General features: G+C 46.2%; 29 protein-coding genes and 1 tRNA gene. 16 read left to right on the forward strand and 14 right to left on the reverse strand.

Features of this window, described 5'->3' with window-relative positions; all coding sequences use genetic code 11:
• Nucleotide 1: 1 nt before the first annotated feature.
• The gene (locus ACLVWU_RS08210) at nucleotides 2–475 is read right to left on the reverse strand and encodes a hypothetical protein (RefSeq protein ID WP_413578507.1); all 474 of its coding nucleotides are present in this window, start codon (nucleotides 473–475) and stop codon (nucleotides 2–4) included.
• A gap of 273 nt (nucleotides 476–748) precedes the next feature.
• Between ACLVWU_RS08210 and ACLVWU_RS08215 the strand changes: the two genes are divergently transcribed.
• A complete protein-coding gene (locus tag ACLVWU_RS08215) occupies nucleotides 749–1,000 on the forward strand; it encodes a CopG family transcriptional regulator (protein ID WP_413578508.1) in 252 nt (83 codons plus the stop codon).
• On the opposite strand, the gene ACLVWU_RS08220 is transcribed toward ACLVWU_RS08215, so the two are convergent.
• Entirely contained in the window at nucleotides 997–2,439 is a 1,443-nt protein-coding gene (locus ACLVWU_RS08220) for a phosphomannomutase (protein ID WP_413578509.1), read from the reverse strand. The genes ACLVWU_RS08215 and ACLVWU_RS08220 overlap by 4 nt on opposite strands.
• Before the next feature lie 172 nt (nucleotides 2,440–2,611).
• Entirely contained in the window at nucleotides 2,612–3,856 is a 1,245-nt protein-coding gene (locus ACLVWU_RS08225) for a hypothetical protein (RefSeq protein ID WP_413578510.1), read from the reverse strand.
• Between the two features lie 333 nt (nucleotides 3,857–4,189).
• On the opposite strand from ACLVWU_RS08225, the gene cysK reads away from it, so the two are divergent.
• Together cysK and ACLVWU_RS08235 are read left to right on the forward strand one after the other, a co-directional pair.
• Nucleotides 4,190–5,188, forward strand: a complete 999-nt coding sequence (cysK, locus tag ACLVWU_RS08230; RefSeq protein WP_413578511.1) for a cysteine synthase A — start codon at nucleotides 4,190–4,192, stop codon at nucleotides 5,186–5,188.
• A gap of 6 nt (nucleotides 5,189–5,194) precedes the next feature.
• Nucleotides 5,195–5,941 carry an endonuclease/exonuclease/phosphatase family protein gene (locus ACLVWU_RS08235; RefSeq protein ID WP_413578512.1) on the forward strand — a complete coding sequence of 249 codons (747 nt, stop codon included), beginning with the start codon at nucleotides 5,195–5,197 and terminating at the stop codon, nucleotides 5,939–5,941.
• 2 nt (nucleotides 5,942–5,943) lie between these two features.
• Here ACLVWU_RS08235 and ACLVWU_RS08240 read toward each other — a convergent pair whose 3' ends face one another.
• The 4 genes from ACLVWU_RS08240 to ACLVWU_RS08255 form a co-directional block, all read right to left on the reverse strand.
• Nucleotides 5,944–6,249, reverse strand: coding sequence for a BrnA antitoxin family protein (locus tag ACLVWU_RS08240; protein WP_413578513.1), 306 nt, complete (start codon nucleotides 6,247–6,249; stop codon nucleotides 5,944–5,946).
• Complete coding sequence (locus ACLVWU_RS08245; protein WP_413578514.1) at nucleotides 6,152–6,481, reverse strand: BrnT family toxin; 330 nt, start codon at nucleotides 6,479–6,481, stop codon at nucleotides 6,152–6,154. The genes ACLVWU_RS08240 and ACLVWU_RS08245 overlap by 98 nt, the downstream gene beginning before the upstream one ends.
• Nucleotides 6,482–6,596: 115 nt before the next feature.
• Complete coding sequence (locus ACLVWU_RS08250; protein ID WP_413578515.1) at nucleotides 6,597–7,121, reverse strand: hypothetical protein; 525 nt, start codon at nucleotides 7,119–7,121, stop codon at nucleotides 6,597–6,599.
• Nucleotides 7,108–7,644, reverse strand: coding sequence for an RNA polymerase sigma factor (locus ACLVWU_RS08255; protein ID WP_413578516.1), 537 nt, complete (start codon nucleotides 7,642–7,644; stop codon nucleotides 7,108–7,110). The genes ACLVWU_RS08250 and ACLVWU_RS08255 overlap by 14 nt, the downstream gene beginning before the upstream one ends.
• Nucleotides 7,645–7,709: 65 nt before the next feature.
• On the opposite strand from ACLVWU_RS08255, the gene ACLVWU_RS08260 reads away from it, so the two are divergent.
• From ACLVWU_RS08260 to ACLVWU_RS08275, 4 genes are all read left to right on the forward strand, one after another.
• Nucleotides 7,710–8,342, forward strand: a complete 633-nt coding sequence (locus ACLVWU_RS08260) for a hypothetical protein (protein ID WP_413578517.1) — start codon at nucleotides 7,710–7,712, stop codon at nucleotides 8,340–8,342.
• A gap of 11 nt (nucleotides 8,343–8,353) precedes the next feature.
• Complete coding sequence (locus ACLVWU_RS08265; RefSeq protein WP_413578518.1) at nucleotides 8,354–8,629, forward strand: heavy-metal-associated domain-containing protein; 276 nt, start codon at nucleotides 8,354–8,356, stop codon at nucleotides 8,627–8,629.
• Nucleotides 8,604–8,981, forward strand: coding sequence for a hypothetical protein (locus ACLVWU_RS08270; protein WP_413578519.1), 378 nt, complete (start codon nucleotides 8,604–8,606; stop codon nucleotides 8,979–8,981). Before ACLVWU_RS08265 ends, ACLVWU_RS08270 begins: the two co-directional genes overlap by 26 nt.
• A 175-nt stretch (nucleotides 8,982–9,156) precedes the next feature.
• Nucleotides 9,157–11,220, forward strand: coding sequence for a sodium-translocating pyrophosphatase (locus tag ACLVWU_RS08275; protein WP_413578520.1), 2,064 nt, complete (start codon nucleotides 9,157–9,159; stop codon nucleotides 11,218–11,220).
• A gap of 166 nt (nucleotides 11,221–11,386) precedes the next feature.
• Here the strand turns inward: ACLVWU_RS08275 and ACLVWU_RS08280 are convergent, their stop codons facing one another.
• Nucleotides 11,387–11,695: a TMEM165/GDT1 family protein gene (locus ACLVWU_RS08280; RefSeq protein WP_413578521.1), complete on the reverse strand. Its 309-nt coding sequence runs from the start codon at nucleotides 11,693–11,695 to the stop codon at nucleotides 11,387–11,389.
• Between the two features lie 25 nt (nucleotides 11,696–11,720).
• Here ACLVWU_RS08280 and ACLVWU_RS08285 point away from each other — a divergent pair, with 25 nt between their 5' ends.
• Nucleotides 11,721–12,308 carry an exopolysaccharide biosynthesis protein gene (locus ACLVWU_RS08285; RefSeq protein ID WP_413578522.1) on the forward strand — a complete coding sequence of 196 codons (588 nt, stop codon included), beginning with the start codon at nucleotides 11,721–11,723 and terminating at the stop codon, nucleotides 12,306–12,308.
• Nucleotides 12,309–12,374: 66 nt separating this feature from the next.
• Nucleotides 12,375–12,818 carry a cysteine rich repeat-containing protein gene (locus tag ACLVWU_RS08290; protein WP_413578523.1) on the forward strand — a complete coding sequence of 148 codons (444 nt, stop codon included), beginning with the start codon at nucleotides 12,375–12,377 and terminating at the stop codon, nucleotides 12,816–12,818.
• A 50-nt stretch (nucleotides 12,819–12,868) separates the two neighbouring features.
• On the opposite strand, the gene tsaA is transcribed toward ACLVWU_RS08290, so the two are convergent.
• The 4 genes from tsaA to ACLVWU_RS08310 are packed head-to-tail and all read right to left on the reverse strand — an operon-like array spanning nucleotide 12,869 to nucleotide 17,451.
• Nucleotides 12,869–13,642, reverse strand: a complete 774-nt coding sequence (gene tsaA / locus ACLVWU_RS08295) for a tRNA (N6-threonylcarbamoyladenosine(37)-N6)-methyltransferase TrmO (RefSeq protein WP_413578524.1) — start codon at nucleotides 13,640–13,642, stop codon at nucleotides 12,869–12,871.
• Nucleotides 13,624–14,406 (reverse strand): RNA methyltransferase, encoded by a 783-nt coding sequence (locus tag ACLVWU_RS08300; protein WP_413578525.1) that lies wholly within the window; start codon nucleotides 14,404–14,406, stop codon nucleotides 13,624–13,626. Before ACLVWU_RS08300 ends, tsaA begins: the two co-directional genes overlap by 19 nt.
• Nucleotides 14,406–16,499, reverse strand: coding sequence for a methionine--tRNA ligase (gene metG / locus ACLVWU_RS08305; RefSeq protein WP_413578526.1), 2,094 nt, complete (start codon nucleotides 16,497–16,499; stop codon nucleotides 14,406–14,408). The genes ACLVWU_RS08300 and metG overlap by 1 nt, the downstream gene beginning before the upstream one ends.
• A 22-nt stretch (nucleotides 16,500–16,521) precedes the next feature.
• Nucleotides 16,522–17,451, reverse strand: a complete 930-nt coding sequence (locus tag ACLVWU_RS08310) for a carbonic anhydrase (RefSeq protein ID WP_413578527.1) — start codon at nucleotides 17,449–17,451, stop codon at nucleotides 16,522–16,524.
• A gap of 124 nt (nucleotides 17,452–17,575) precedes the next feature.
• Here ACLVWU_RS08310 and ACLVWU_RS08315 point away from each other — a divergent pair, with 124 nt between their 5' ends.
• On the forward strand, nucleotides 17,576–18,535 hold the full coding sequence (locus tag ACLVWU_RS08315; RefSeq protein WP_413578528.1) for an aminotransferase class IV: 960 nt from the start codon (nucleotides 17,576–17,578) through the stop codon (nucleotides 18,533–18,535).
• A gap of 34 nt (nucleotides 18,536–18,569) precedes the next feature.
• On the opposite strand, the gene ACLVWU_RS08320 is transcribed toward ACLVWU_RS08315, so the two are convergent.
• Both ACLVWU_RS08320 and ACLVWU_RS08325 read right to left on the reverse strand, forming a co-directional pair.
• Entirely contained in the window at nucleotides 18,570–19,613 is a 1,044-nt protein-coding gene (locus ACLVWU_RS08320) for a rod shape-determining protein (RefSeq protein WP_413578529.1), read from the reverse strand.
• 1 nt (nucleotide 19,614) lies between these two features.
• Entirely contained in the window at nucleotides 19,615–20,232 is a 618-nt protein-coding gene (locus ACLVWU_RS08325; RefSeq protein ID WP_413578530.1) for a hypothetical protein, read from the reverse strand.
• A gap of 26 nt (nucleotides 20,233–20,258) precedes the next feature.
• Here ACLVWU_RS08325 and ACLVWU_RS08330 point away from each other — a divergent pair, with 26 nt between their 5' ends.
• The 6 genes from ACLVWU_RS08330 (at nucleotide 20,259) to ACLVWU_RS08355 (ending at nucleotide 25,669) form a co-directional block, all read left to right on the forward strand.
• On the forward strand, nucleotides 20,259–21,077 hold the full coding sequence (locus ACLVWU_RS08330; RefSeq protein ID WP_413578531.1) for a glycosyltransferase family 2 protein: 819 nt from the start codon (nucleotides 20,259–20,261) through the stop codon (nucleotides 21,075–21,077).
• The gene (locus tag ACLVWU_RS08335; protein WP_413578532.1) at nucleotides 21,058–22,032 is read left to right on the forward strand and encodes a hypothetical protein; all 975 of its coding nucleotides are present in this window, start codon (nucleotides 21,058–21,060) and stop codon (nucleotides 22,030–22,032) included. Before ACLVWU_RS08330 ends, ACLVWU_RS08335 begins: the two co-directional genes overlap by 20 nt.
• 81 nt (nucleotides 22,033–22,113) lie before the next feature.
• Nucleotides 22,114–22,189: transfer RNA gene (locus tag ACLVWU_RS08340), tRNA-His, on the forward strand.
• Between the two features lie 547 nt (nucleotides 22,190–22,736).
• On the forward strand, nucleotides 22,737–23,528 hold the full coding sequence (locus ACLVWU_RS08345) for a replication-relaxation family protein (RefSeq protein WP_413578533.1): 792 nt from the start codon (nucleotides 22,737–22,739) through the stop codon (nucleotides 23,526–23,528).
• A 58-nt stretch (nucleotides 23,529–23,586) separates the two neighbouring features.
• The gene (locus ACLVWU_RS08350) at nucleotides 23,587–24,363 is read left to right on the forward strand and encodes a replication-relaxation family protein (RefSeq protein WP_413578534.1); all 777 of its coding nucleotides are present in this window, start codon (nucleotides 23,587–23,589) and stop codon (nucleotides 24,361–24,363) included.
• A complete protein-coding gene (locus tag ACLVWU_RS08355; protein ID WP_413578535.1) occupies nucleotides 24,353–25,669 on the forward strand; it encodes a type IV secretory system conjugative DNA transfer family protein in 1,317 nt (438 codons plus the stop codon). Before ACLVWU_RS08350 ends, ACLVWU_RS08355 begins: the two co-directional genes overlap by 11 nt.
• The last annotated feature ends 82 nt before the right edge of the window (nucleotides 25,670–25,751 follow it).

Below are 25,751 nucleotides of genomic sequence, written 5' to 3' on the forward strand. Positions count from 1 at the left end.
TTTAGAATTTAAAACGAACCCCAACACCAATATCCAAATCCGCATCCACTTTTGGAGAAACATTCATAGCCAATGCCAACTCACCAAAAAGTTCCAACGCCGGATCCGCAATCATATAAGTCAAACCAACCGGTACGCGAGGACCAAACGCCACGTCGCCGTCATACTTACCATCGTTGATAAAGATCAAACGCGCACCAACACCCGTGTAAAGGTTCATCGGACCTTCGCTTGCCATTTCCCAGGATTGAAGTTTATCAAATAAGAATGTGGAGTGCAGTTGCAGACCGCGATAAGAACCACCGGAAGCGCCAATAACAGCATCAATGGAGTTCTTTTCATTTAAAGACATGCGACCAGTAAAACCCAATGGATCACCGATCACGATACCTGCTGCAAAATCCTCTGCCTGCGCCATTGAAGTTCCAAGAATAGAAAAAGTAAGCAAAAGTAATGCGGCTAATTTTTTTGTCATAGGAAAAGCCCTCCGCGGTAAATTCTGTCGGGACAGAGCGGAAATGTCCATTGTGGTGTTTGACGCATCTGTTCATGCTGGGGCGATTGTCGGACGGTGGTTTTGTCATTCTGTCGAACAACTTATCTGTGGCCGGCGCTGAATTTGATGTGGAGGTACTTCTTAGAGTTTAAATATTAAAATATGTATAAAAGTATGGGTTTATGATAACTACAATCATAGTGCGGGGATCTTTTGAGTGGGATGAATCAAAAGATGAAATAAACTATGAGAGTGAAATCAAAAAAGAGCGAAAATAGAAGTGTGGTAAAGTCTGATGCTCCACAGGGTAAAGTGACTCGCGTGGATGATTTCTTGCCGCCACCAGAAGTTCTATTCTCTGTGGACGATAAAGTTAAGATCACCATTGAAATCGAAGGGTCGACTCTTGATTTTTTTAAAGATCAGGCGTCGAAAACGGGTAGTAAGTATCAACGCCTGATGCGACAGGTCCTTAAGCAGTATGCCAAAAAGTACAGCGCTTAGATTTCTTTAATTAGAAGTAAAATTTTGTTTAAGGCCTTCGTCGCGATTGCATCAGCTTCAGCCTGTGTCGAAGCCTCCGTATAACATCTGAACTCGGGTGCATTCCCAGAGGGGCGCAGATGCACGATTTGACCTTGTGTGGTCATCATGCGGAAGCCGTCCAAGGTATTCTTATTCCAGACAGCTGCATCTGGAATTAAGCTCTTCATAAAATTATCTGCATCAATACTGACAGACTGGATGATCTTCTGGCTTTTTTCCGGAGGACAATTTTTTGCAAGGACGCTGGATGTGAATCTTGCCGGTAGTTTGTCGACGACGTCAGAAACAGAACATTTTCTTTTTGTTGCCATGCCCAGGACAGCCAGGGCCGGCAATATAGAATCTCGGGTGGGGAGTGATTTTAATTCCGTGGCCAGTTGTACCGGCGACGAAAGAATATATCCACCATTCGCTTCAAACCCCGCGACAGACTTGTATTCAGTGTTTAGTGCGTTCAGCGCCTCGACCACATAGGGGGAGCCGATTTTAGTAAAGATGATTTTCTTGAACGCCTTGATTTGTGAAACACCCGAGTTGCAGCTGATGGGTAGAGCAATTGCCTCAACCCCCAGGAATTCCGAGCAAATAATTCCGAGCTTGTCTCCTTGTATTAATCGCCCCTTGTTGTCGATCACTAAGGGTCTGTCGCCATCGCCATCCGTGCTGATTAAAGCATCGGCGCCATAGTCTGTGATCCACTTTTTGAATAGATCCATTGATTCGACCGCTTCAGTGTCGACGGGGATGAAGGTTTCACTGCGGCCGACGCGGATGACTTGGGCGCCCAGATAATCCAGAATATTGCCCATGTATTCACGTGCTGCTGAAGAGTGCTCATAGAAAACCACTTTCATGCCTTTAAGACTGTGATTTGCCAGTGCCTTTACATAACGGTCGATAAACAAATCGCGCGCTTCCCCAGCCGCTTCCTTTTTGTCCACGGCAGATTTTCTTAAGAAGGATCCTTCCGCGTCGAACAGATCTTTGGCGAAACCTTCGGCTTGAAGTTTTTGGTAATTTGCAAAAATCTGTTCATCGTCATTCTTCAAAGTTTCACCCGTAGCCAGGTAAAACTTAATTCCATTGCGATCCGCAGGAATATGGCTTCCAGTCACCATGATCGCCAAGGACTTGTTTTCAGCAGAGTAATAAGCCAGCGCAGGGGTCGGCAAAACTCCGCAATTCAGAATATCTTTTTGATGATCCGCTAGGGCTTTTTCAATGGCATTGAGGATTTTGGGACTGCTTTCACGCAAATCCATCCCAACTGAAACTTTAGAAGCAGGAGTAACTACATTCGCATGCTGAAGAAACGCCGTAGTTAAAAGGTAAGCCTCGCGATCAGTAAACTCAGTCACCAACCCACGAACACCACTAGTCCCAAATTTCAATCCCATGATTCCCCCTGATTTGGTGCCAGGTCCTACTTACGGACACAGCGCAGAACCGTTCGGTTCCGCGTTGAATAATGTAGTTTAAAGATGGGTTCAGGGGAAGTCTGAAAGGTAAGCCGTACCTTTTGGGGATGCGGCGCGGAACCGACATCGGTTCCGCTATGCGTAGATAAAGTTAGTTGTCTCGTTTATCCAATTTGATGTTGGTAGTTATTTGGCCATAGGCGCCATCAGCTCCGTCTTGGCCTTTTTCGCCATCAGTACCAATTTTGCCTGGTTCACCAGCTATTGCATTGGAGCACAAGTTATTTGGATTCTTCCCTGGGGCGCCACCGGCGCCCGGTGCTTGAGCAGGGATGCCTGGGGTTCCTTTGCTGCCTTTGCCCGGTTTGCGATAGACATTGGCGTTGAACTCAGAATCATCAGTGATAGAAATAACTAAATCACCAGTATTGCCACCAGTAGTACCGTTGTATCCTGGGATGCCATCTTTACCGTTTTCACCTTTGCCGCCATTCTGCGGTTGTGAGTCGCAAAGTTGTTCTTCAATACATGGGACATCGTCCATTTTGCTTAGGCAACGCAAGTAGCGAATAGTGCCGTCTGCGCCGTTTTTACCATTAGCAGCTTGGGGTGGGAGTTTCTTAAACTCATCCCACGCAGGTCGAGTAGTTGCAGCTGGGGCGTCTGCGCCATTTACGCCGATCATTGATATCATGAGGTCGCCGTATGCTTTGTCTGCGTTGATTGAGATCTTTCCAGGTGAAAGTTCATTTGGATCTGAGGATTTTCTATCAAATGGAAATGTTACTACGTGCGCGCGGTCGTATTCATTCATTCCAAGTATTGAGCTGGGCTCGACAATTAGTTTTTTTGTCTTAAGCTCGAATTGATTCCCATTAGTAATAACTTTGCTGCCAGCTTTGAAGTACGTGCGTTCTACATCGATTAGGATTGAGTTGCTCAGGGAGTGTATACCGTCCAAAATAAAATCTTTTGGGGCTTGTTTGTCGAACGACTTGCTTGATAAAAAGCCACCGCCGTCTTGGTGAGATGCGTATGCACGTAGCTCAATGTGAATGTCAGCAGAATGTGGTGTTGCTGCTTTGAAAGAGTGTTCTTTGAGGCTTCCGATAAGGCGTCCATTCAACTCAACTTCCATCATCCCAACAGCCTCAGGCCATTCGATAACAAGGTTATAAGAACCCGGTGTCTCATTCTCATCAAAACGAATTTTTACGTTCTCATCCGTAAGCGTACCTTCGAAGGCTATCTTTTCCTTCTTCTCTTCCAGTTGCTGAGTTACAACATCCGCCAACTCCTGACGTTGCTTATCCTCCGCGTCCTCCTTCTTAAACGCACAAGCGCTCAAGGAAACACACAGACCCAAAACTAAAAGAGAACGCAGCGAAAACTTCATAAAACTCTCCGCAAAGACAAAGAATAAAAAATCACATTCGTTATACTCTAAAAACCGAGCCTTTCCGGAGGGTTCCGTTAACACCTGGAAGTAATTCCCAAGCTGTCTAAAGTTCAGACAGTGGGACTTAACCCTAAAGCAAATAAATAGCTTTCTGTGAAGTGCCAGTCGTCTATGAATTGGACGCACCGGGGAGTGTCCTAAAACAAGGTATAGTTCCGAGCTAAAATTCAAAAAAACCGAAGCCGAAGCTGGAATCACCCCCTCTACAGGAGTAGACTATAGGTCTACTCTCCAGTCCGAGGAGACATACCCAAAAAGGATCAGCAACCCATGAGAATCTATTCAGACATCACAAAAACCATCGGAAAAACACCCCTCGTGCAAATGCAAAGAATCGGCAAGGGGCTCCCGGGAAACCTGCTTTTAAAATTGGAATTCTTCAATCCCTTGGCATCAGTAAAAGACCGCATCGGTCTTGCCATGATTGAAAATGCAGAACTTGAAGGAAAACTAAAACCCGGAATGGAAATCATCGAGCCCACAAGTGGTAATACAGGGATCGCACTGGCTTTTGTGGCAGCGGCAAAAGGCTATTCGATCACACTCACGATGCCAGAAACCATGTCTCAAGAGCGCAGAACTTTGCTGCTTCTATTGGGAGCAAAAATCATCCTGACTCCGGGACCTCTGGGCATGAAAGGCGCTATTGCCAAAGCTACCGAGCTTCACGAAGCCAATAAAAATTCCTGGATGGCAGGGCAATTCGATAATCCAGCGAATCCCGCAATTCACAAAGAAACGACAGCCCTTGAAATCTGGCAGGATACCGACGGCCAAGTTGATATGGTGATCAGCGGAGTGGGTACCTCAGGCACCATCACAGGTGTGGGCCAAGTTCTAAAAGCAAAAAAACCGTCCGTAAAAATCATCGCGGTCGAGCCCACAGAAAGCCCGGTGCTTTCCGGTGGTAAGCCAGGCCCCCATAAAATTCAAGGCCTGGGAGCAGGCTTCATTCCTTCAGTAATGGATCGAAGCGTGGTCGACGGCGTTGAACAGGTCTCCTCTGAAGAGTCGCTAAAAATGGCGCGCGAAATTATCAAAAAAGAAGGCATTCCAGTCGGGATCTCATCAGGAGCAGCCGTGACTGCAGGACTTCGTCAGGCGGCGAAAGAAGAAAATCGTGGTAAAAACATTGTGGTCATTATTCCAAGTATGTCTGAAAGATATCTTTCCACGCTTTTGGCCGAGCAAGAGCGCACCGAAGCTCAAGCTTTGAAAGTGCATGAAGTGAACGAAGCGTATCTCGCAAAAGTGGGAAACAAAGGATAGTAACAAATGGTTCCTTTCAAGATTCCTGATAAGGAAAAAGTTTTAATGAAGATTGGGGAGGCTGGCGAAGTGCTGGCCCCCACGTCTGAGTTAAATATTTTCGTCTGGAATGTGTATAAGGGACAACGCGCGCACATCTTTGAGAATGACTTCCGCAAGCATGGAAGCGGCAAGGACTTCATCCTTCTGCAAGAAGCCCTGGTCGATAATAAAATGCCACTTTTATGGAAGCAGGATTTTTCGTCCTACGAGTGGCATCTTGCACAAAGTTTTCACTATAAAAAAAATCAAAACAGCACAGGCGTTGCGATTGGCTCTAAGTACACGCCAAGTGCTGTGGACTTTATCCGTTCTAGTTCCCGCGAGCTTTTCTGGCTGACACCAAAATTGACTTTGTTCAGTGAATTTGATTTTGAAGGCAAAAAGGTTCTCGTGGTCTGCACCCACGTTTTAAACTTCGTAACGACAGGCGCATTCACGAATTCCCTGTATGAAATTGCAGCACGCATTTCCACCTTTGATGGTCCCGTCGTACTTGCGGGGGATTTCAACACTTGGAATGTAAAACGCCACCTTATAATGAAATCAATTTTCCGTGATTTAAATTTAGAACATTTGGATTTGGAAAATGACGGACGCCTGTTAAAGCTCGATCATGTCTTTGTAAGAGGATTTGATGTCTTAAAAGCGGAAGTGCATAGCTCGGTATTAAGTTCGGACCACTTTCCGCTGGAAATTAAGCTTAAGCTTTAAATCTAAACAGCCTTCTTTAAAATATCATTGATAAGACTTTGATAAGGGATGCCTTGTTTTCTAGCCTTTTTTTTAATTTTTGCCAGAACCTCAGTGTCAATCCGAATGGAAATAGCTTTCCTGGCGAATTGAGAGATCAATGGACGACCTGGTCTGACCATTTTCTTTAGTTGTTCCGGGGTGAGTTCGGGCATATCGGAAAAATCAATTTCAGATTCTTTGACTTCCCGATACGGAATACCTTTTTTCGCGAGAGCTAGCAATTCTGGCACTGATAATACGACAGTATCGGATTTCTTTTTCTTCATGTACCGTTCTCCTAATCGTGTGCGCCACATAAAGGTGACGCTCATTGGACGATTTGCCAATAGCTATGAGTCGATCTTCGTCGGTGGAGTGCTTGGTGTCCGGAAAAGAATGTAGATTTTCATCGAACCAAATTGTCGCAGCTTCATCGAAGGCGACTCCATGCTTGTTGAAATTCCGTAGATTCTTATCTGAATCCCATTGAAAGAAGACCTCACTATTATGTATATACATAAATATTCTCTAAGTAAAGATGTTAGAGAACATATAAAAGCAATTGCTGTGCACCAATTGCTTACAGTTAAAATGTATTTGGTAAATTAAGAAAAGCGAATGCCGGACTTTGTGGTTAACTAAAACTAAAATACTTCTTCAAAGTCATCTTTGAAACCGAAGCCATCTCGCCCGCAACCACCGCTCCGAAAATCCAGAAAACCCCAGCTTCCCAGGAAATCCCGCGAGCCAGCATCGCAAACACGCCTAAGGAAACCAAAGCCACAGAGCCAATCGTCAGTACGCGAGAGCGCATAAGCACCAACCACTCATCGTACTTCAAAACCAAGCGCGCCAAAACGAAAGTCACAGCCAGATAGAAGGCTCCGCAAAACGCCTGACAAAACATCGGTGAAATTTTCATGAACACGTCCATTAAGCCTTCGCCACTGAAAAACAACTTTGTTCCAAACTGAGGACACGCCATCAAAGAGAAGAACGAGCTCACCAAGTGAATTCCACCAAGCTTTACAGCAACAGAAGATTTGCGAGGAGCTGTGCGCGCGATTTCCGCGTGGATCTTATTTAAGACAAAAGAAGAACCTGCAGCTTGACCTGCATCGTTTTTAAAAGACTCAAAATCGTTTTTAACGTCTTTCATTTTTTCTCCTTAAGGCTTTCAAGGCCCGGCTTACTAACTGGCGGATGTTGCTATCAGAAGTCTTCATCCGTCGTGCCATTTCATCGTATTCCAGCTCGTCTAAGTATCTTAGGCGCAGAGCCTCTTGTTCGCGGGGTTTAAGCTCAGCCAGTAAAACCGCCGCTTCCTCCTCATGCTCTATATTAGGAGGCGTTTCATCAGTTTGTGACAACTGATCATCCCATTCGAGGTCTGTTCGGTTTTCCTTCTTGCGATAGTCTTTTAATTCACTACGGGTAATGACGTAGATCCAGGCTAGGGCTTTGTGCTTGGGATCGTAAAGATGCTTTTTGCGGAAAACCTGCATAAAGACGATCTGCAGGACTTCGTCCGCTTTTTCAGCCGGAAGGCCGCGCTTTAAGCAATAAGAAAGAACGCGCCCGGAATGTCTCAGATAGAGATAATCCAACGCCTTGGTCTCTCCGTCGGCCAGAGAGATCAAAAGTTCTTCGTCTGTTTGGTCTTCCAATTTTTTTTCAGCCACTTTGTCACAAAACCTTTTGTCCCATCCTAATAGCCTATGAAGGAACACACAAGCAGGAAGTCGAAATGATAAAGAAGTTCATACTCACAGTAGCAGCAGTCATCGTCACTCACGTGACCGCGTTCGCGCATCCGGTTTCCTATCAAGGAGCGACTTCGCTTATGTCATATAATAAGCCTGAAGAAAATGAATTGCTCTTAACATATTCTTTCAAGCCCTACATCGCGGCAGGACTGTACTATTTCCGTGAAGGAAAAACCAACTACTCCATGCCGCGAGTAAACTTACTGGCCAAGCGCTGGAATAACGAAGACTCCCAAGCAAATATTTATCTGGGAGCAGGGTACGGTGTTGAAAAGTCCTACGATGAAAGCAAAGCAGTTACTTATGGTTCAATAGATGTCGATTGGGAGTCGCGCAAATATTATACTTCCGCTGCGTACAGCCGTTTTTTCAGAGACGATTCAGGTCCTCAAGCCAGACCGGATTTTGAAATGATCAAAGCCCGCGTGGGCTTTGCGCCTTATCTGGCAGAGTACAACGACATCAATGCGTGGCTGATTTTACAAGCAGACAAGAAAAATGATTCCGGTACCGAGCTCACTCAGTTTGTAAGGCTTTTCTATAAGAATGTCCTGATCGAACTCGGCGCTGGTTTTAATGGAAACTGGGCATTTAACTATATGGTGCATTTTTAAAAGGAGAAATCATGAAGGCGTTAATTTTATCTGTAGCAATTCTATTTTCATCTTTGGTGTTCGCAGCTGAAACCGAAACAGTCGGTGTGAATGGAATGGTGTGTTCATTCTGTGCTCAAGGCATCACTGCAAAATTTCAGGAACAGCCGGAAGTGGACAAAGTCGATGTCAGCCTTGAAAAGAAATACGTAAAACTCACTTACAAAGAGGGCAAAAAACTTTCTCACGAGAAAATTTCTTCCCTTCTAAAGGATGCGGGTTATGAAGTTAGCTTCGACAAAAAATAGTTTCATCTCCTACCTGACTCTTTTTAGTTCTGCTGGGACGCTGATTTGCTGTGCGCTTCCGGCACTACTGGTGAGCGTGGGGTTGGGAGCCGTGCTCGCAGGGCTTGCCAACAATGTCCCAGGACTTATTTGGATTTCCGAACATAAACTGCAAGTGTTCATTTTTGCGGCAGTGATGCTTTCATTGAATGGAGTCTGGCTCTATTTAAATCGTAACGCTCCCTGTCCTATCGATCCGAACCTTAGAGATGCCTGCATAAGAGGCAGAAAATTCTCAGCTCGCGTTTACGCCGTCTCCGTCGTCATTTTTCTCGTCGGAATCTTCTTCGCTTTCATAGCCCCCAATCTTTAAAAGGTACGGACACACTTTCTCCATAGCTATGGAGAAAGTGTGTCCGTACCTTTAGGTCTAACGCACCGAGCCTGAAAAGGTATTTAGGCCCACTCCCTTCATTGACTGCATGCAATGTTTTTAATATCTCTAAGTCTTCGTAATTTAAACGAGAAATCAAACATGGAGTGCAACAATGTTTAGTAATAACTTGCTAATGTCTCCAGCGATCGCTGGGGTTATTGGTTTGGTGTTGGCAGTAGTTCTGTACCTTCGCGTGAAGGCACAGCCATCTGGCAATGAAACAATGAATCGTATCGCGGGCTACGTTCGTGAAGGTGCGATGGCTTTCCTTGTACGTGAGTACAAGGTTCTTTTTGTCTACGCAATCGTCGTAGGCTTGGTTCTAGGGTACGCACTAGGCGCGATTGCAGCGGGATCATTCATCCTTGGTGCATTCTTGTCTTTGCTTGCTGGCTTCTTCGGTATGAAAGCTGCGACTTACGCAAACGTTCGTACGACTCAAGCAGCAGCAACGGGCTCTAAAGCGGCAGCTCTTCTTGTAGCACTTGATGGTGGTGCAGTGATGGGTCTTTCCGTTGCGGGTCTTGGTTTGATCGGTCTTGGTACACTTTATATGGTGTTCAATGGTCAAGAAATCATGGGCACAATTCTTCACTCCTTCGCAGTAGGTGCTTCTTCAATTGCACTTTTCGCGCGTATCGGTGGTGGTATCTACACTAAAGCGGCTGACGTAGGTGCAGATATCGCTGGTAAAGTTGTAGAGAACATTCCTGAGGATGACCCTCGTAACCCAGGCGTTATCGCCGACAACGTTGGTGACAACGTGGGTGACGTAGCTGGTATGGGCGCAGATATCTATGAGTCCATGGTTGCAGCTATCGTTTCTGCGACGGCAATCGCTTTGACAATCCCTCTTGAGGGTTTGGCAAAATTGATGGCTGAAGGCGCAGATGCAGCAGCAGTTCGTACTGCCGGTGTTATGCTTCCTTTGCTTCTTTCTGCATTGGGCATGGTGATCTCTATCATCGTGATCTTCGCAGCTCGTATTTTCAAAAACGGTAAACCAGCAACAGTTCTTCGTAACGCGTTGATCGTTCCACCGATCTTTTTGACAATCGCTTCTTATATCTTGATGCCGATGTTTGGTATCAGCCAAACAGTAACTGTTGCTTTGGCAGCAGGTGCTTTCGGTGGTGCTTTGATCGGTTTGATCACTGAGTATTACACAGCAGCTCGTCCTATCCGTTTGGTTGCTGAGGCAGCTTTGACAGGTGCAGGTACTGGTGTGATCCGTGGTCTTGCAGTAGGTATGGAATCCACGGCGATCCCAATGTTGATCGTTGTTGGTGCAGCTTATGCCGCTGACCACGCTTTGGGTCTATACGGTATCGCTATCGCAGCAGTTGGTATGCTTGCAGGTACTGCAGTTGTAATGACTGTAGATGCTTACGGTCCTATCGCTGACAACGCGGGTGGTATTTCTGAGATGTCTGGTCTTGGTAAAAACGTTCGTGATATCACTGACGAATTGGATGCAGTTGGTAACACAACAGCAGCAATCGGTAAGGGTTTCGCAATCGGTTCAGCTATCTTGACTGTTGTTGCTCTATTCTCTGCATTCAACATGGAAGTAAACCATGTTCGTATTAAAGCAGGCATGGCAGCTATGTCTTTGGAGCTAACTACTTCAGGCGTATTGATCGGTATCTTGATCGGTTCCATCCTTCCGTTCCTTGTTGGTTCAACAACAATGACTGCGGTTGGTAAAGCTGCTCAAAAAATCGTGACTGAAATTGCTCGCCAATTCAAAGAGATCCCAGGTCTTCGCGAAGGTAAAGCAGAACCACAACCAGCTCGTATCGTCGACATCGCTACTCAAGCAGCTTTGTTCGAAATGATCTTGCCAGGTATGATCGCGATCCTAGCTCCAGTAGTAGTAGGTTTCTTGATGGGACCTCAAGCTCTTGCAGGTATGCTTGCAGGTTCATTGGCTGTTGGTGCAACAATGTCTCTATTCATGGCGAACGCCGGTGGAGCATGGGATAACGCTAAGAAATTCATCGAAAAAGGTGGATTGCCAGGTCATCCTAAAGGTTCTGACGCTCACAAAGCAGCTGTCGTTGGTGACACTGTTGGTGACCCGTTCAAAGATACTTCTGGTCCAGGCGTTGCGATCTTGATCAAAGTTATGTCTGTCGTTTCTTTGTTGATCGCTCAGTTGATCGCTACTATCTAATAAAGTTTCGCCGTTCAGCCAAAGGCTGGGCGGCTCTTTAAACGGTAAATAGAATAAAAAAAGGAGTCCTAAGAGGCTCCTTTTTTGTTTGCTAGTGTTACATAACCATTTCATGTGCTGTAACAATGTTCTTCTGCATTTTAAACGCTGTCGTATGACGGGAAAATTACCCCTTAGCTGTTAAAACCCAAATCCCGACCAAGATAAACAATGTGCCTGACACATACTTCATCATCTGTGGGTTTAACAATTGTCCAAGATAGCGACCAAAGATCACTCCCAAAGCTCCAGCAAGGCCCAGTGCCAATACAACAGCAATCAGAACAGTCATAGTGGATTTAGTCTGGCTTGAAGCCGCAAGGGCCGCGAATTGAGTTTTATCACCCATTTCCGCTAAGAAAATTGTGATAAATGTGCTCGCAAAGATCTTCCAATCCATAATAGGTCCTTTAGAATAAGATAGATTCTTAGTCATAGATTCTAGGCGAAAGGAAAGCAAATTGAAAAGTGAGTTTATTGCCGCCATGGATCTGTTGCAGGAGGAGGCGGGGCACGGTGATATTTCCCTGAAAAAAGTTTTTCAACTTTTGGGGGAGGAAGGCCACGGAATGATTTTATTATTCCTGTGTCTGCCATATCTATTTCCCATTCCGGTGCCGGGGCTTTCCACGATTTCAGGAATTCTGATTATCCTGGTTTCTTTCTTTCTTCTTCGTCGTCGTCCACCGTGGCTGCCGAAACGCTGGGAGAATGTCTCAGTTTCTTCGCGCACGGTTTTAAAACTTAGCAATTACGCCGAAAAAGTTTGGACCTACGTAGCCAAAGTAGTCAGAAGGCGCATGATGTTTTTTCATGACTTACAGGCCTTCCGGTTTCTAAATTTCATCGTGTTAGCGGCGAATGCTTGTTTGCTGGCACTGCCATTACCCATTCCATTTTCAAATACCGTTCCCGCAATTGCCATCGTACTGTCCGCGATCGGCTATCTGGAAAAAGACGGGCTGTTCACCCTGTTTAGTTACCTGTGGTGTGCCGTTGTTATCAGCTTTTTTACTTCCCTTGCCATGGGAGCAAGACTTTTGCTGTAGAACGGCAAATCAATATTGCATCAAACCTGATGAAGGCTATCATATCTGTATTCCATAGGAGGAAATATGAAATCATTGATCGCATCTTGTGCTGTTGTTTTGGCAGCTTGTTTTTCTGTAAATGCTTTCGCTCAAACTGGTGAGGCCACTCCAGGCACTTCAACACCAGAGTCTGTTACGATGCCGGGTTCTGGCGCTATTAAAATGGACGGTCCTTGCGCTAAAGATCGTGATCTGCTGTGCCCAGGAGTAGCTCCAGGTAAAGACATGCACAAGTGCATGCGTAAAAATAAATCCAAAGTTTCCAAAGAGTGCAAAGCTAAGATGGCTGACATGAAAAAAGCTTTTAAAGGCATGCACGAGGCTTGCCACGAAGACGTGGAAAAATTCTGTGGCGAGGTTAAACCTGGTAAAGGTGCCGTACGTGACTGCATGAAGAGCCATGAAGATGAAGTGTCTCAAGCTTGTAAAGATGAGCTGGGTAAGATGAAAGCGAAACACGGAAAATAATTCGTGAATTCATAAAAAGCCTCAACAATAAGTTGGGGCTTTTTTATTTCCTAGAATGCTTGTTTAAGAAAATTCCGATGAATGGCCTTGTCGGCATAAGTGTCTTCAGCGCTTTCCAGATCTTTCGCGCTATACCCACTCTCAATTCGTAAAACAGTTACTGAACCTTGCACCAAACTAAAGACGGCTCGCCAAGTGCGGTAGGCAATGATGAATTCATCCCCAGCCAAAACCTTCACACGCTTTTTCTTGCTGTTGGTAGGTTCAAACTCCAGTTGGTGCTGCAGGAAAGCTCGCAAATTATCAACGCCCTGGTTTTCCAAATATGCCAAAGCCTTCTCGGTCGACTCGGAAAAAGTCACTGTGTGTTTCTCTGCCTCTTGCAACCACTCGGGCTCAACCTCAGGAAATGAATCTGCATAAGCCACATAGGGCTTAATATCCAAAATCGGGGAGCCATCCAGAATATCCGCCCCCGAAACTTCGATTTTAAGTTTATCAATGCGCACGACATCCACACAGCTCATGCCGATGGAATTAGGACGGTAAGGGGAGCGAGTGGCAAACACTCCAATTTTGGTGTTGCGTCCTCTTGGCGGCAGCACCATCGGGTTCCAGTGCTCATTGCGATGAAAAGAAAAGATCACCCAGATTTTTTTGCAGCCCTCAAGGCCGGTCAAGGCTTGTTCGAAGTTCTGTCCACTTTGAAGTTCAATCGTGCCGATAGCATGATGACTGTCGGGTTGGCGTCCTGCTTCGTAAGGATGCACCTGTGAGCTTTTAAAATAACCAATGGGAGTAAACTCTATTTTTTCGCTCGCCACTGTCTCATCCATTCAAAACCGGCCACCGCAGCAGTCACACCCACATTCAGTGAGTTTTTTCTGCCACGCAAAGGAATCACGCGAACTTCATCGATGATTTGCAAAATCGAAGGATCCAGACCAAAGCGTTCGTTACCTAAAATAAAAGCTGTAGGTTCAGATTCAAAGTTCTCATAAAGATCCGAAGCAGAAGCGGCAGTTTCCAAAGCCACCAGACGGTAGCCATCTTCCTTTAAACCTTCCAGACATTCCATCAGGTGAGCATGCTCTTCCCAAGTCATGTATTCCTGAGTCCCCATGGCGGTCTTTTCAACCTTCCACTGGGTAGGGTTTGGAGTGTAACCGCAAAGGCAGATTCGTTCTGCCCCCAGGCACTCAGCGGTTCTAAAGATGGATCCCACGTTGAAAGCCGAGCGGATATTATCCAGAACAAATACCAAAGGCAAAGTCTCCTCTGGTGCCGCTGTTTTGTCGTTTTCAATAATCAAAAAATCATCATCTTGTAGCGTGCGGTTTAAAAGTCTTTCAAAAGGAATCGCAAAGCTGACGAAATGTTTTAACGTCATTTTCTCGTGCAGATGATCACGAAGGGGCGCGAGGCGTCCCACATCGGCATTATCAGAGCTGGTCAGTTGCGAAATTTTATCTTTCAACAACACCAGCTTCTTGGAATCAAAAGAAAAATCCCCCGAGGATTTCTCAAGCTCAATAAAAAGCTTATGAATTTCTTCGAGGGATTTCTTATCCTGAGCTGAAAGGCTCATTATTTCACTCTTTGGCCGACTTGTGCGCCATCGTCAGGGGAGAGCATGAACAAGTCACTTCCACCAGTACCCGCCGCCAAGATCATGCCTTCAGACATGCCGAATTTCATTTTTCTTGGTTTTAAATTCACACAAACCAAAAGTTTGCGACCCAAAAGTTGCTCAGGCTTATAAGCCGCCTTAATGCCAGAAATGATCTGACGAATTTCGCCATTACCAATGTCCACTTTAAGACGCAAAAGCTTATCAGCTTCTTTAATCTCTTCAGCTTCCACAACCTGACCAACACGAAGCTCAACTTTTTCAAAGTCAGCAAACTCAATTTCCACCTTCGCCAAGGCTTCGGCGGACAGGTCCCCAGTCGTAGCCGTCACTTCTGTAGGCTTGCCCGCCGGAGCCTTGGCGGCGGCGGGCGCTGTCGAAACTGCCTTTTTCGCAGCCTGAATCTCTTCATTGATCTTACGACCTTCTTCAACCATCGCTTTGACTTTATCAGCCTCCACGCGCGTCGCCAGATGTTCGTAATCGTTAATCGCACGATTCGTTAGAACTGTATTCACATCACTCCACTTATAGTCGCCTTCGCCCAACAGCTTAGCCACTTTTTCAGTGTAGTACGGAAGAACCGGTTTCAAGTAAATCGCCAGCATTCTGAAGATATTCAAAGTCGTGGTGATGACTTGCTTCGTACCCACTGGATCAGCTTCTAGTGTTTTCCAAGGAGCTTTCTCGTCAAAATACTTATTGGCATCATCAGCCAATGTACGAATCTCAGTAAGTGCTTTGGCGAAATCACGAGCCTCAAAATGTCCGGCGATCACTTCAGATTTGCTTTGTGCGTGCGCAATCAGCTTCACACCTTCAGCATCTGGAGTGCTCATTACGCCATCCATTTTCTTTTTCAGCATCTGACCACCACGGGAGCCAAGATTTGTGATCTTACCCACAAGTTCGGAATTCACGCGGTTCACGAACTCTTCAAGGTTCAAATCAATATCATCCACTGAGCTATTCAACTTAGTAGAGTAGTAATAGCGCAAGTATTCCGGGTTCAAATGATTCAAATAAGTACGAGCGGCAATAAACGTCCCTTTTGATTTGGACATTTTTTCACCGTTCACCATCAAGTGACCATGAACGAAGACCTGATCTGGCGAGCGGAATTCCGCAGCCTTCAGGAACGCCGGCCAAAAGATAGTATGGAAGCGTGCGATGTCTTTACCGATGAAGTGATAAATCTCGCGCGTCGGATCCTGCCAGATGTCTTTTAAAGTTTTCCCCTGGGATTTAGCCAAGATCTCTGTTGTGGACATATAGCCCATCGGTGCATCCACCCAAACATAGAAAAACTTTTTGCCATTGGTTCCCGGAATCGGGAAGCCAAAGTACGGCTCATCACGGGAGATATCCAGATCGTGAAGATCTTCGTTAAACCACTCCAGCATTTTTTTTGCGATATCCGGAGCGCAGTGTTTCGGAATCCACTCTTCCAGATATTTTTTAAAATCATTTAGTTTAAAGAAAATACTTTCCGAATCTTTAATCACCGGAGTCGTGCCGCACATTGAGCAGTGCACATCTTTCATATCACTTGGTGAATAAGTCGATGCACACACGTCACAGGAGTCACCGTATTGTTCTTTAGCGCCGCACTTAGGGCAAGTCCCTTTGACGAAACGATCCGGCAGGAACATTTTGTCGTGATTGCAATAAAGCTGTTGGATGGCTTGTGTGCGTGTGTGATTGCCTTCAACGAATTTTCCATAGAACTGTTCGATCAAAGCTTTGTTTTCAGGAGCATTGGTAGACCCGTAGTGAGAAAACTTAACTTGGAAGTCCGAGAAATCCGCCGTGTGCTCTTTGAATGAATTTGCAATCAACTGTTCCGGAGTGATGCCCATTTCACGAGCTTTCACCATAATCGGTGTGCCGTGAGTGTCATCCGCACAGATAAATACACATTCGTTCCCGCGCATGGTTTGAAAACGCGCCCAGAAATCAGCTTGCAAATACTCCACCAAATGGCCCAAGTGAATGTAGCCATTGGCATAGGGAAGGGCGCAGGTCATCAGGATTTTACGCGGGGAATTCATCTGTCTAATACTCCAATTTACTCTAGTCTTTCCACTCTACTTTGCCTGAATCCAGGTGATACAGAGCTCTAGAGATTTTTACATCACCAGAGGCTACAGCGTCACGCAAGATTTGTGATTGCATCAAAAGATCGTGAGCCACTCCAGTCACATTGGCGAAGGATTCCTGTACCAGGCCGCGGGAAGGTGTTTGTCCTGCAAACTGCGTAATACGAGGTTTGATATCATCAACGATCGCATTTAATGCAGGGCTACCAAGATCTTCGCCTTTGAGGGCTGCATTCACTGCGCCGCAAGAGCTGTGACCTAGTACTACAATCAGATTTGCGCCCAGGTATTGAATGCCATACTCAATACTCCCAACAACAGTTTCGTTTAGGGAGTCACCGGCTGTGCGAACGACAAAAATCTCTCCCAGTTTTTGGTCAAAAACCAACTCTGGCGGCACGCGGGAGTCGCTGCACGCGAGAACTATAGCATGGGGCTTTTGGCCCTCAGTCAGGTGCATGCGATCTTTTCTCGAGGCTCCATCTGCACGTAAGCGGCCCGTAACATAACGAGTGTTTCCGTTTTTTAGCCAGCCCATGGATTTTTCCGCAGGAATCGGTCCCATTGAGCGCAGTTTTGCGCCCGCCGGTGTAGCTGATGGTGCAGTGGTGGTTGGTGCGGCGTCTTTCTTAGCTTGTTTTGCAGCCTCGACAGCGACAGCTTCGCGTAATTCCTGCGCCCGGGCTTTGTCTTCAGCCGTTCCTGTGTCAGCATCAGGAGAGATCGGCGTGACGGTTTTGCCATCTGCCGAGGTCACAGTGGCTGTTGCCGGTGCCGGTTTTACATTTCCTTTTTCATCTTTAAGGGAGACTTGCATCTCTTGATTGGGGGCGCGTCTTCCTTGAAAAAGTGAACACGCGGACAAGCTCATTGCAGCAACTAACAAGGCTACTCGAAATATCATTGCATCCTCCCTGATGTCTTCAGCTTTCATTGTCCGAAGCGCTTGAACGGAACGTCAAACTAAAAAACAAAAAACTTGCCAACTCGGGAGTCGCGTTTGGAAGATAGATAAGGAGGCCCTTCGTATGTCAGTTACCTTACTTACGCCAGCACAGATTCAAGCAAAGCTAGCCGAGAGAAAATATCCGGCGCAACAGACATACTTAGCCATGTACAGCACTTGGTGGGGTGGCATAGTAACTGAGCCGGGGCTTATGACAGTCCCTGTGGATGATCACCTGGTTCATCGCGGTGACGGCGTTTTTGAAGCGATCAAAGTCGTAAACGGCCGGATATTTTTGTTCAACGAACACATGCGCCGTCTTGAGGCGTCCGCCCAGCAAATCGGGCTGAAGCTTCCAATCAGTGTCGCGGACGTAAAAAACATCATCGCAGAAGCGATGCGTGCGGCAAAGGTGCAAGATGCACTCTTGCGTCTGTATCTCTCTCGCGGCCCTGGTGGTTTTACCACCAACCCCTATGATTCGGTGGGGGAGCAGCTGTATCTCGTTGTGACCTCCTTAAAACTTTTGCCTCCAGAAAAGTACGAACAGGGCGTGAGCATTGCAAAAAGCGCTGTTCCTCCCAAAGAGCCATCAATGGCCCGCATTAAGTCCTGCAATTACTTACCCAATGTTTTAATGAAAAAAGAAAGTGTCGATCGGGGAGTTGATTTCACAATCAATCTGGATTCTGCCGGCAATTTTCTTGAAGGCAGTACCGAAAACATGGTGATCGTGGATCAGGCGGGAAATCTGGTTCGTCCACCGCTACATCAAATTCTAAAAGGCACAACGATGATGCGGGCTTTCGAGTTGGCGGAGTCTTTGGTGAAAACAGGGCAACTAAAAGCCATCCAGGAGCGCAATATTACTGAAAGTGATATTGTCAGCGCCAAGGAAGTCATGATGATCGGAACAACTTTGGATGTTTTACCGGTCACGAGTTTTGAAGGAATGAAAATTGGTAGCGGCACCCAAGGACCCGTCGCTAAGGAACTCAATCGACTGGTGCGAGAAGATATTAAAAACGGTGTTCGAATCTAAAAAAAAAGCCCCGGTTACCCGGGGCTTTTTAGTTTTAAACTTCCAACTGAATTTTATCCAAAAGTTCTGGATCCGAAAGGACAGCTTCGCCGCCCATCGCGATCGCAGTCAGTGGATTGTCTGCCACACGCACAGCCAGGCGTACTTCGTTTTGAATACGCAAATCAAAATCACGAATCAAAGCGCCACCACCAGCTAATACCACACCACGCTCGATGATGTCAGAAACCAATTCTGGCGGAGTGTGTTCCAGGGCTTTGTGAATGGCATTGATAACTTCCTGAATACAGGAATTCATCGCCAGACCCACTTCTTCGGAGCTCACTTCGATAGTTTTCGTCATACCAGTATCAGCATCACGTCCCGTGATCGAAGCCATTTTGATGTCTTTTTTAGGAACAGCAGTGCCGATCGCCACTTTCAAGTATTCGGCAGTGGCATCGTTGATGTTGAGTTTTTTGTAGCGCTTGAAATAATCAATGATGGCGTCATCAATTTTGTGACCACCCACGCGGGCTGCTTCACAGTATACAATGTCAGCCAGGGCAATGACTGCCACTTCTGTCGTGCCACCACCCATATCGATGATCATATTGCCTTCAGCGGATTTCACATCCAGGCCTGAACCAATCGCTGCCGCCATCGGCTCGTCGATCAAAAACACTTCTTTAGCGCCCGCAGTTTTACAAGACTCAATAACGGCTTTCTTCTCTACTTCAGTCACGCCGTATGGCAGGGAAACTACGATACGTGGGCGGGAGTAAGCTGATTTTACGCCGGGTTGACTTAGGAAATGTTTTAGCATGACTTCGGTTGTTTCAAAGTCAGCGATCACACCGTCGCGAATTGGTTTTTGCGCAAAGATATTTCCTGGATTGTTAGCAAGCTTTTCTTTCGCGTCAGTTCCGACCGCGATGACACGTTTGCGGCCTGGGCTAGTCTGCTGGTAAGCAATCAAAGAAGGTTCGTTCAGAATGATCCCCTTGCCCCGACCTGCGATCAAAGTATTTGCGGTGCCCAAATCAACATACAGGTCTGCAGCAGTGCCGGCTTCGTCTTTAAATAACCATGAAAACATATTAATTACCGAATCCTTTGCTGCTTTCGAATGGGAATGTCGCAAAAACACTGATGTAAGTATAAGATTTATTCAGATCGACACCGACCTCAGCGCCCAAATTCATGGTGCCTTTAAGATCAGGGTGTTGCCATTCAGTTCCCACTGCCAGATTTGTAGCCACGTAATTATCATTCTTGGTGTTAAGGTAAGTAAAAGGAACAGCGATGTAAGGAACTGTCAATCCGTATTCAGTATCAAAGTTTTTACTCAACAAAGGCGCCGCTTGCACTTGCAGAATATTGTCATCGTCCTCGCGGGCGAAGCCGATGCCGGCGCGAAATCCCATCGCCGGCTGATTGTCCACGTCTGGGATCGGAATCCACTTAACACTCGCAAAGGAATTGAAATCAATTGTTCCGCCGCCAATTAGAAAACGTGCGCTTGTGGAATCATTGAGGCCTGTTTCAATAAAGACATCGAAATTAGCGCCGCTTTCACGGTTCGTTAGAATTTGAGGCTCAACCCCAACTTGAATTAGGTTTGAGGAAAGCACCTCGCCAGACTCCAGGATGCTAAGGTAGGCATGGGCCGTCGAAGACAAAAACAGACATAAAACGAAGTATTTAGCAAAATTCATCAAGTAAAACCTTTCAGCTCAAAAAAATGGTATCGAGTTGCGAATCATTTGACAAGACCTTGATCGAATACCAATCTAATTCAGTGACGAAACTTCCCATTTCTCTTGTTGTGATTGCCTTAAACGAAGAAGCGCACATTGATCGCTGCATTCGTTCCGTTCCCTTTGCCGATGATGTTGTGGTGGTCGACAGCTTTTCGACGGATCGCACCGTGGAGATTGCTGAAAAAGCAGGCGCCCGCGTATTCCAGGAAAAGTGGCGCGGCTTCGGCCCGCAAAAAGCTTTCGCGGCAGAGCAAGCCAAGCATCACTGGATTTTGTCTCTGGACGCTGACGAAGCGCTCAGCCCTGAACTTGCCTCAGAAATTGTAGCCAAATTCGCAAGTCTTGATCCCGAAGCGGGCTATTTGTTCCCTCGCAAATCCTTCCACTTAGGTCGTTGGATCATGCATGGGGGTTGGTATCCTGATTTTCAGCTTCGTCTTTTTAATAAATCAAAAAGTAGCTGGAATTCCGCAGAGGTACACGAAAAGGTCGAAGTAAAAAGTAATCTAAAAATGACCTCACCCTTGCTTCATTATGTCTTCGATTCCCTCAGTGATCAGGTCATCACAAATGACCGATATTCTGGTTTGGGCGCGCGCGAGCTGCAGGCCCGGGGAGCGAAGTTTTCATACATGAAGATGATCTTTAAGCCCTTCGGTAAATTCATTGAAACTTATTTCGTAAAAGCCGGATTTTTGGATGGTTTGCCAGGTTTTATTATCGCCATAGGGGCGGCTTATTCGCTATTCTTAAAGTATGCAAAACTCTGGGAGCTCGAGCGTGTTAAAGAAAACACTTAAACTTAAAGTTTTACTTTTACTCTGTGCTTTAACTTCTGCGGTCGCCACGGCAGCACCGCCGAAGTACCCCTTAATCGAAGAAGTCGTCGGTAAAGTCGTACTCACTGGTAAGGACGGGAAAAAGGTTGGCCTAACCCGTCAGACGCCTCTCCAGGAAAAAGCCTTGTTTGAAACCGGGGACGACTCCAGTGTGCGAATTGCTCTGGGAGGAGTGCGCAAGTTTGTAGTTATGCCGAATAGCTCAGTACTTTTGCCAACGATCAGTTGGGAGGGGGGCGAGGCTCCTGTTTTGATTTTGAACTCAGGAAGTTTGCGCTGGATTCAGAAAGAGGGCGAAAAGACTCGTTACAACACGGTGCTACGCACGGATCTGTACGAGTTTATCCCGCCGGCAGGGGATTTTGTGTTTGCGATGAATCCTCCCAAAGCCTACGGCGAAGTGAAGGTGATCTCAGGGACTATTGAGTTTTCCGCTATGAACGGTGAAACTTCGGCAACTGCCAAGACCGGGGAGCAAGTCGGTTTCCAGGGAATAATTGAGGGTGGAGAGATCGCCTACGACGTGCTTTTGCAGGGGCGAAAAATCCCACGTGGAAATTTAACTCCGGTAACCAAGCTTTCTGCCAAGGAAATCGCTGCGTTTGATGGAGCAGATAAAAAACGCCAACAACAAGAAGCTCAGCGAGCGCGAAAACAGCGCGAGGCCCTCGAGGCCGCGAAGCGCGCGGGGAGTGTCTGTTCGGCTCCTGCCGCCAACTTTAATGAATGCTCTTGGATTTGTAAGGGCAACCCTAAGGGCGAGAAAAAACAGTGCCTGCTGTCCAACCCAGGGGTCACATGTGAGCGCCGCCGCTGCAACGCAAACGGCGAATGGGCTGATAAAACCGTCCTAAATGCGCAAAATGCGAGCATTAACTGCCAGGCTCAACCTGTCGTAGCCCCTTGTGATTACTAGGTTTTAAAGATTTTTGAAATTCCGCATTTTTCCATCTTGCACTTTCCTCGGTAAGGCCCTATAAAAGACCTTCCTTTTGTGGTGGCCGTAGCTCAGTTGGTAGAGCATCGGATTGTGATTCCGAGTGTCGCGGGTTCAAGCCCCGTCGGTCACCCCATTTTTTCTCTTCATTTTCCTGCGAAAATCTAAAAATTCAAAAGTTCTAAGTAGTTGAATTTACTATAAACACGAGTTCGAAGTTCGTTTGAAATTTCAAGAAATGAACCGAAATTTCCGACTCTGATGACAGATGATGACACGAATGATGACAGGTTTTTTTGAGAGTGTATGCGCATACTCTCAAAGCTAAAACCCTTTACCATCAACGGTTTTACGCCGCTCACAGAAATATTTTGAAGGCTCCTTTCGAGGGGCCTTTTTTTATTTCCGAGCTGCGGATGATGACAGGCCGATAGTTGCTACATTGGCTCCATACAAAGGCCCGCACCTTGTATCCCCACATACCCGCAGGCCCCATAGTTCAAAAAACCCAAATTTCCCATACCTAGCGCCCGGCCTCCGTTCCGGCCGTAGTTAGGCACCCACTCCCTACGAGATCGGGTGCCTAAATACAACCTCCTCTACGGCCGGGCGCTAGGTATGGGAAATTTGGGAACACATTTACTTTTCTTATTTATCTTGGTGGGGCACGGGAGCGGGGACGGATGAAGCAGCTATCTTTCGAAGGTTTAGAATTTGATGATGAGAAAGTTAAGAAATCACGTTCTGTTGTTTTAACAGATCGTGATCTTAATATTCTCGAATACATCTTGGAGATGAAGTTTTCATCGGTCCAAGATGTATTCGAGATTTTTTTTAAAATTAACCAATTTGGAAATGAAGCCGCATCAACGAGGGCCGCCGTTGCTCGTCTTCAGCAACTAACCAAGTCAGGTTACCTCAACGGCATCCACAGCTTTTCCGAACGCCGTAAGTACTATCTCACGACCCAAAAAGGTTACCGCTCTCTCTGCGAGCGACGTCCAAACAAAGAATACATCCAACCAGTTCAAAGTATCGATCACCGAACTTTTAACCACGACAAGTTAGTTTTAGAAGCGAGAATCGCACTTGAAAATAAGCGAGCAGCGAGAAATTGGATCTCAGACAGACGTTTGAGATCGAACAAAGATTTAGCAGGGGGACTTACGAACCATGCAGTGCCGGACGGAATATTTATAAATCCGGAAGGCCAAAGAGTAGCACTCGAGCTCGAGTACACATCTAAGTCTCGTTCGGATCATATAGAGAAGATCAAACGCTATGTGATGATGATGAGATCAGAGAGTCCAACAACGAAGGTGTTCGATCAGGTCATCTATATATGTGCGTATGAGCGAATTGTAGAAATGCTGGTGCAGGAGACGAAAATCTACGGGGAGTTGTTTCAGGTGAAAAGTTTTGACGAGTTCTTTTCGCCGGGCCGTGTCCGAAAAATAGCTACAAGGACTGATTAAGGCACGGTGCAGGGCTACTCCAAAGTTTGCAGTGCTTGCCTTTCAGAAAAAACAAGAAATGCCAATCAAGGCATCTGAAAGGAAGGTTTTTATAAAAGCCGAATACAAAGCACCGAACGTCATGAAAGCTGCACCCGTGGCTCCTCAGTTAAATTCAAAAGAGATGGAACTTTTAAAGTACATCTTAGAGATGCGCTATTTGAGTCTTGCGCAAGTGATTCGTAGGTTTTACGACAATGGAACTGTGGAAGCGACGATTCAGCGAATGTTTGATCTCAAATACCTATACTGCAAGGACAAGGAGTTATCAGACAGCTCACTGCTGTTGGTAACTCAAAAAGGCCGTGACGTATTGGTATCACAATATAAAGAGATTCAAGCGCCGGCAGTCACGAGATCACCCATGCCTGGGAGACTTAACCACGACATGCTTCTGAATGATCTAAGAATCCGCTTCGAAGAATTGAATTTCCTAAAGCGCTGGGTGAGTGAGATGTGCATGAAAGAGATGCCTTTCTTCTTAAGGGCGTTTGCAGATCTGCCAGATGCATTATGTAAGAAAAATAACGGGATGGCATATTTCTTAGAACTTGAAGTTGGAAAGAAGCACTCAAAATTCTACCGCGATAGAATCGATACGTACTTAAAGGTCTTGCAGATGAAAGACACGAAAGAGGCGAAAATCGAAGGTGTGATCTTCTTTTGCTACTATGAAGAGGTGGCTGAGATGATTAAAGCACAGGTGCCGAAGGATGCTAAGGGTGTTTCGGTATTAACTTATCAAAGATACTTCCCAGCTAAGAAAGACGAAAAACAAACCGAATATGTTCATTAGAAAGTTGTTTCCAGCAATCGGACAACAAAGAAAGCCCTCTTCCCAAGTAAGACTCGGAAGGGTTGAGGGCTCTTTCTTCAAATCAGAAAAGCTCACCGATGAGGAGCTTAACCACCATGTGCATATAGTGGGGGCGAGCGGCTTTGGCAAAACCGTGTTACTCACCAAAATCCTCAAAAGTCGAATTAAAGCCAATCATGGATGTCTGTGGTTGGACCTCAAGGGTGATAAAGAAACCATCGAAAGTATGATCCAAACCGTGAAAGAGGCGGGAAGAGAACAAGACCTTCAGATATTCTCACTCACGGACATTGCAACCTCCTCAAACTATAACTTACTCAATGAAGGCAACGCCACCGAACTCCGAGACCGCATCATGGGAGCACTCGAATGGTCAGAGGAGTTCTATAAAGGGCAGGCAGCTTTATACCTCCTAAGAATCCTGACAGTCCTCTGTCATATCAGAAAAGAGACAAAGGAAAGCTTTGATCTGCATGATCTCTATAATGCCTGTACCGATGAGGGAGCTGTATTTAACCTCACACAGAAAGTATCAAAAGAGCATCCAAAGATAAAAACGCTAGCAGAGCAGTGCTATCACTATCTCACCGCTAAAGAAACCTCAGGAAACCTGCAAGGACTCGTAAGCCAACTGGAATCGTTCCTACTTGCAAGCTTCGGTGAAAGACTCAAAAAGTCAAAAGAGGGAATTAATCTCTATGAAGCGGTAAATCAGCAAAAGATCGTATTTATATTCCTAGACACCAGAAGGTATAAGTTCACAGGAACCGCACTCGCTAAATTCATCGTAAAAGACCTCATCGCAACATCAGCCCGGATCGATGCGGAAATCCCAAAAGCACAAAGAAAGCCTTTCGTGTGCTTTATTGACGAGTTCGCAGATATAGCCGACGAGGACTTCACGGCATTCCCAGATCGGGCCCGAAGTAGCAAAATGAGCTTGGTACTCAGTCATCAGGAGTTGTCGGATCTTAAGAAAGTGTCGGATACGTTTGCGGCGAGGCTGACTGCAAATATGGCGACTCTATACGCGTTCCTGCAATCGAACCAAGAAAGTGCTGAGACCATCTCTCAGAGAGCTGGTACCAAAACAACGTGGAAGACCACTAAAAGGACGCAAAGGGTGTTGTTTTGGGATGTGAGCACGGGGGAGAGTTCGATGCGTGAGGTGGAGGAGTTTAATGTGCATCCGAATGTGGTGAAGTCGCTGACCGTGGGGAGATGTGTCTGTATCAAAAAGTATCCTCACGCTCGTGCCCACATAGTGCGAGTTGATGAAAAGTAAGCATCTTCTTCGTTGTCGCTGTTCCGACTGTCCTCGACGTATAGGTACATACGCCTGTGGGAATCGAAACATCTCCGCCTCG

Source organism: Bdellovibrio sp. HCB290 (genome assembly GCF_047305925.1).
In the GTDB taxonomy this organism is placed as follows: Bacteria; Bdellovibrionota; Bdellovibrionia; order Bdellovibrionales; family Bdellovibrionaceae; genus Bdellovibrio.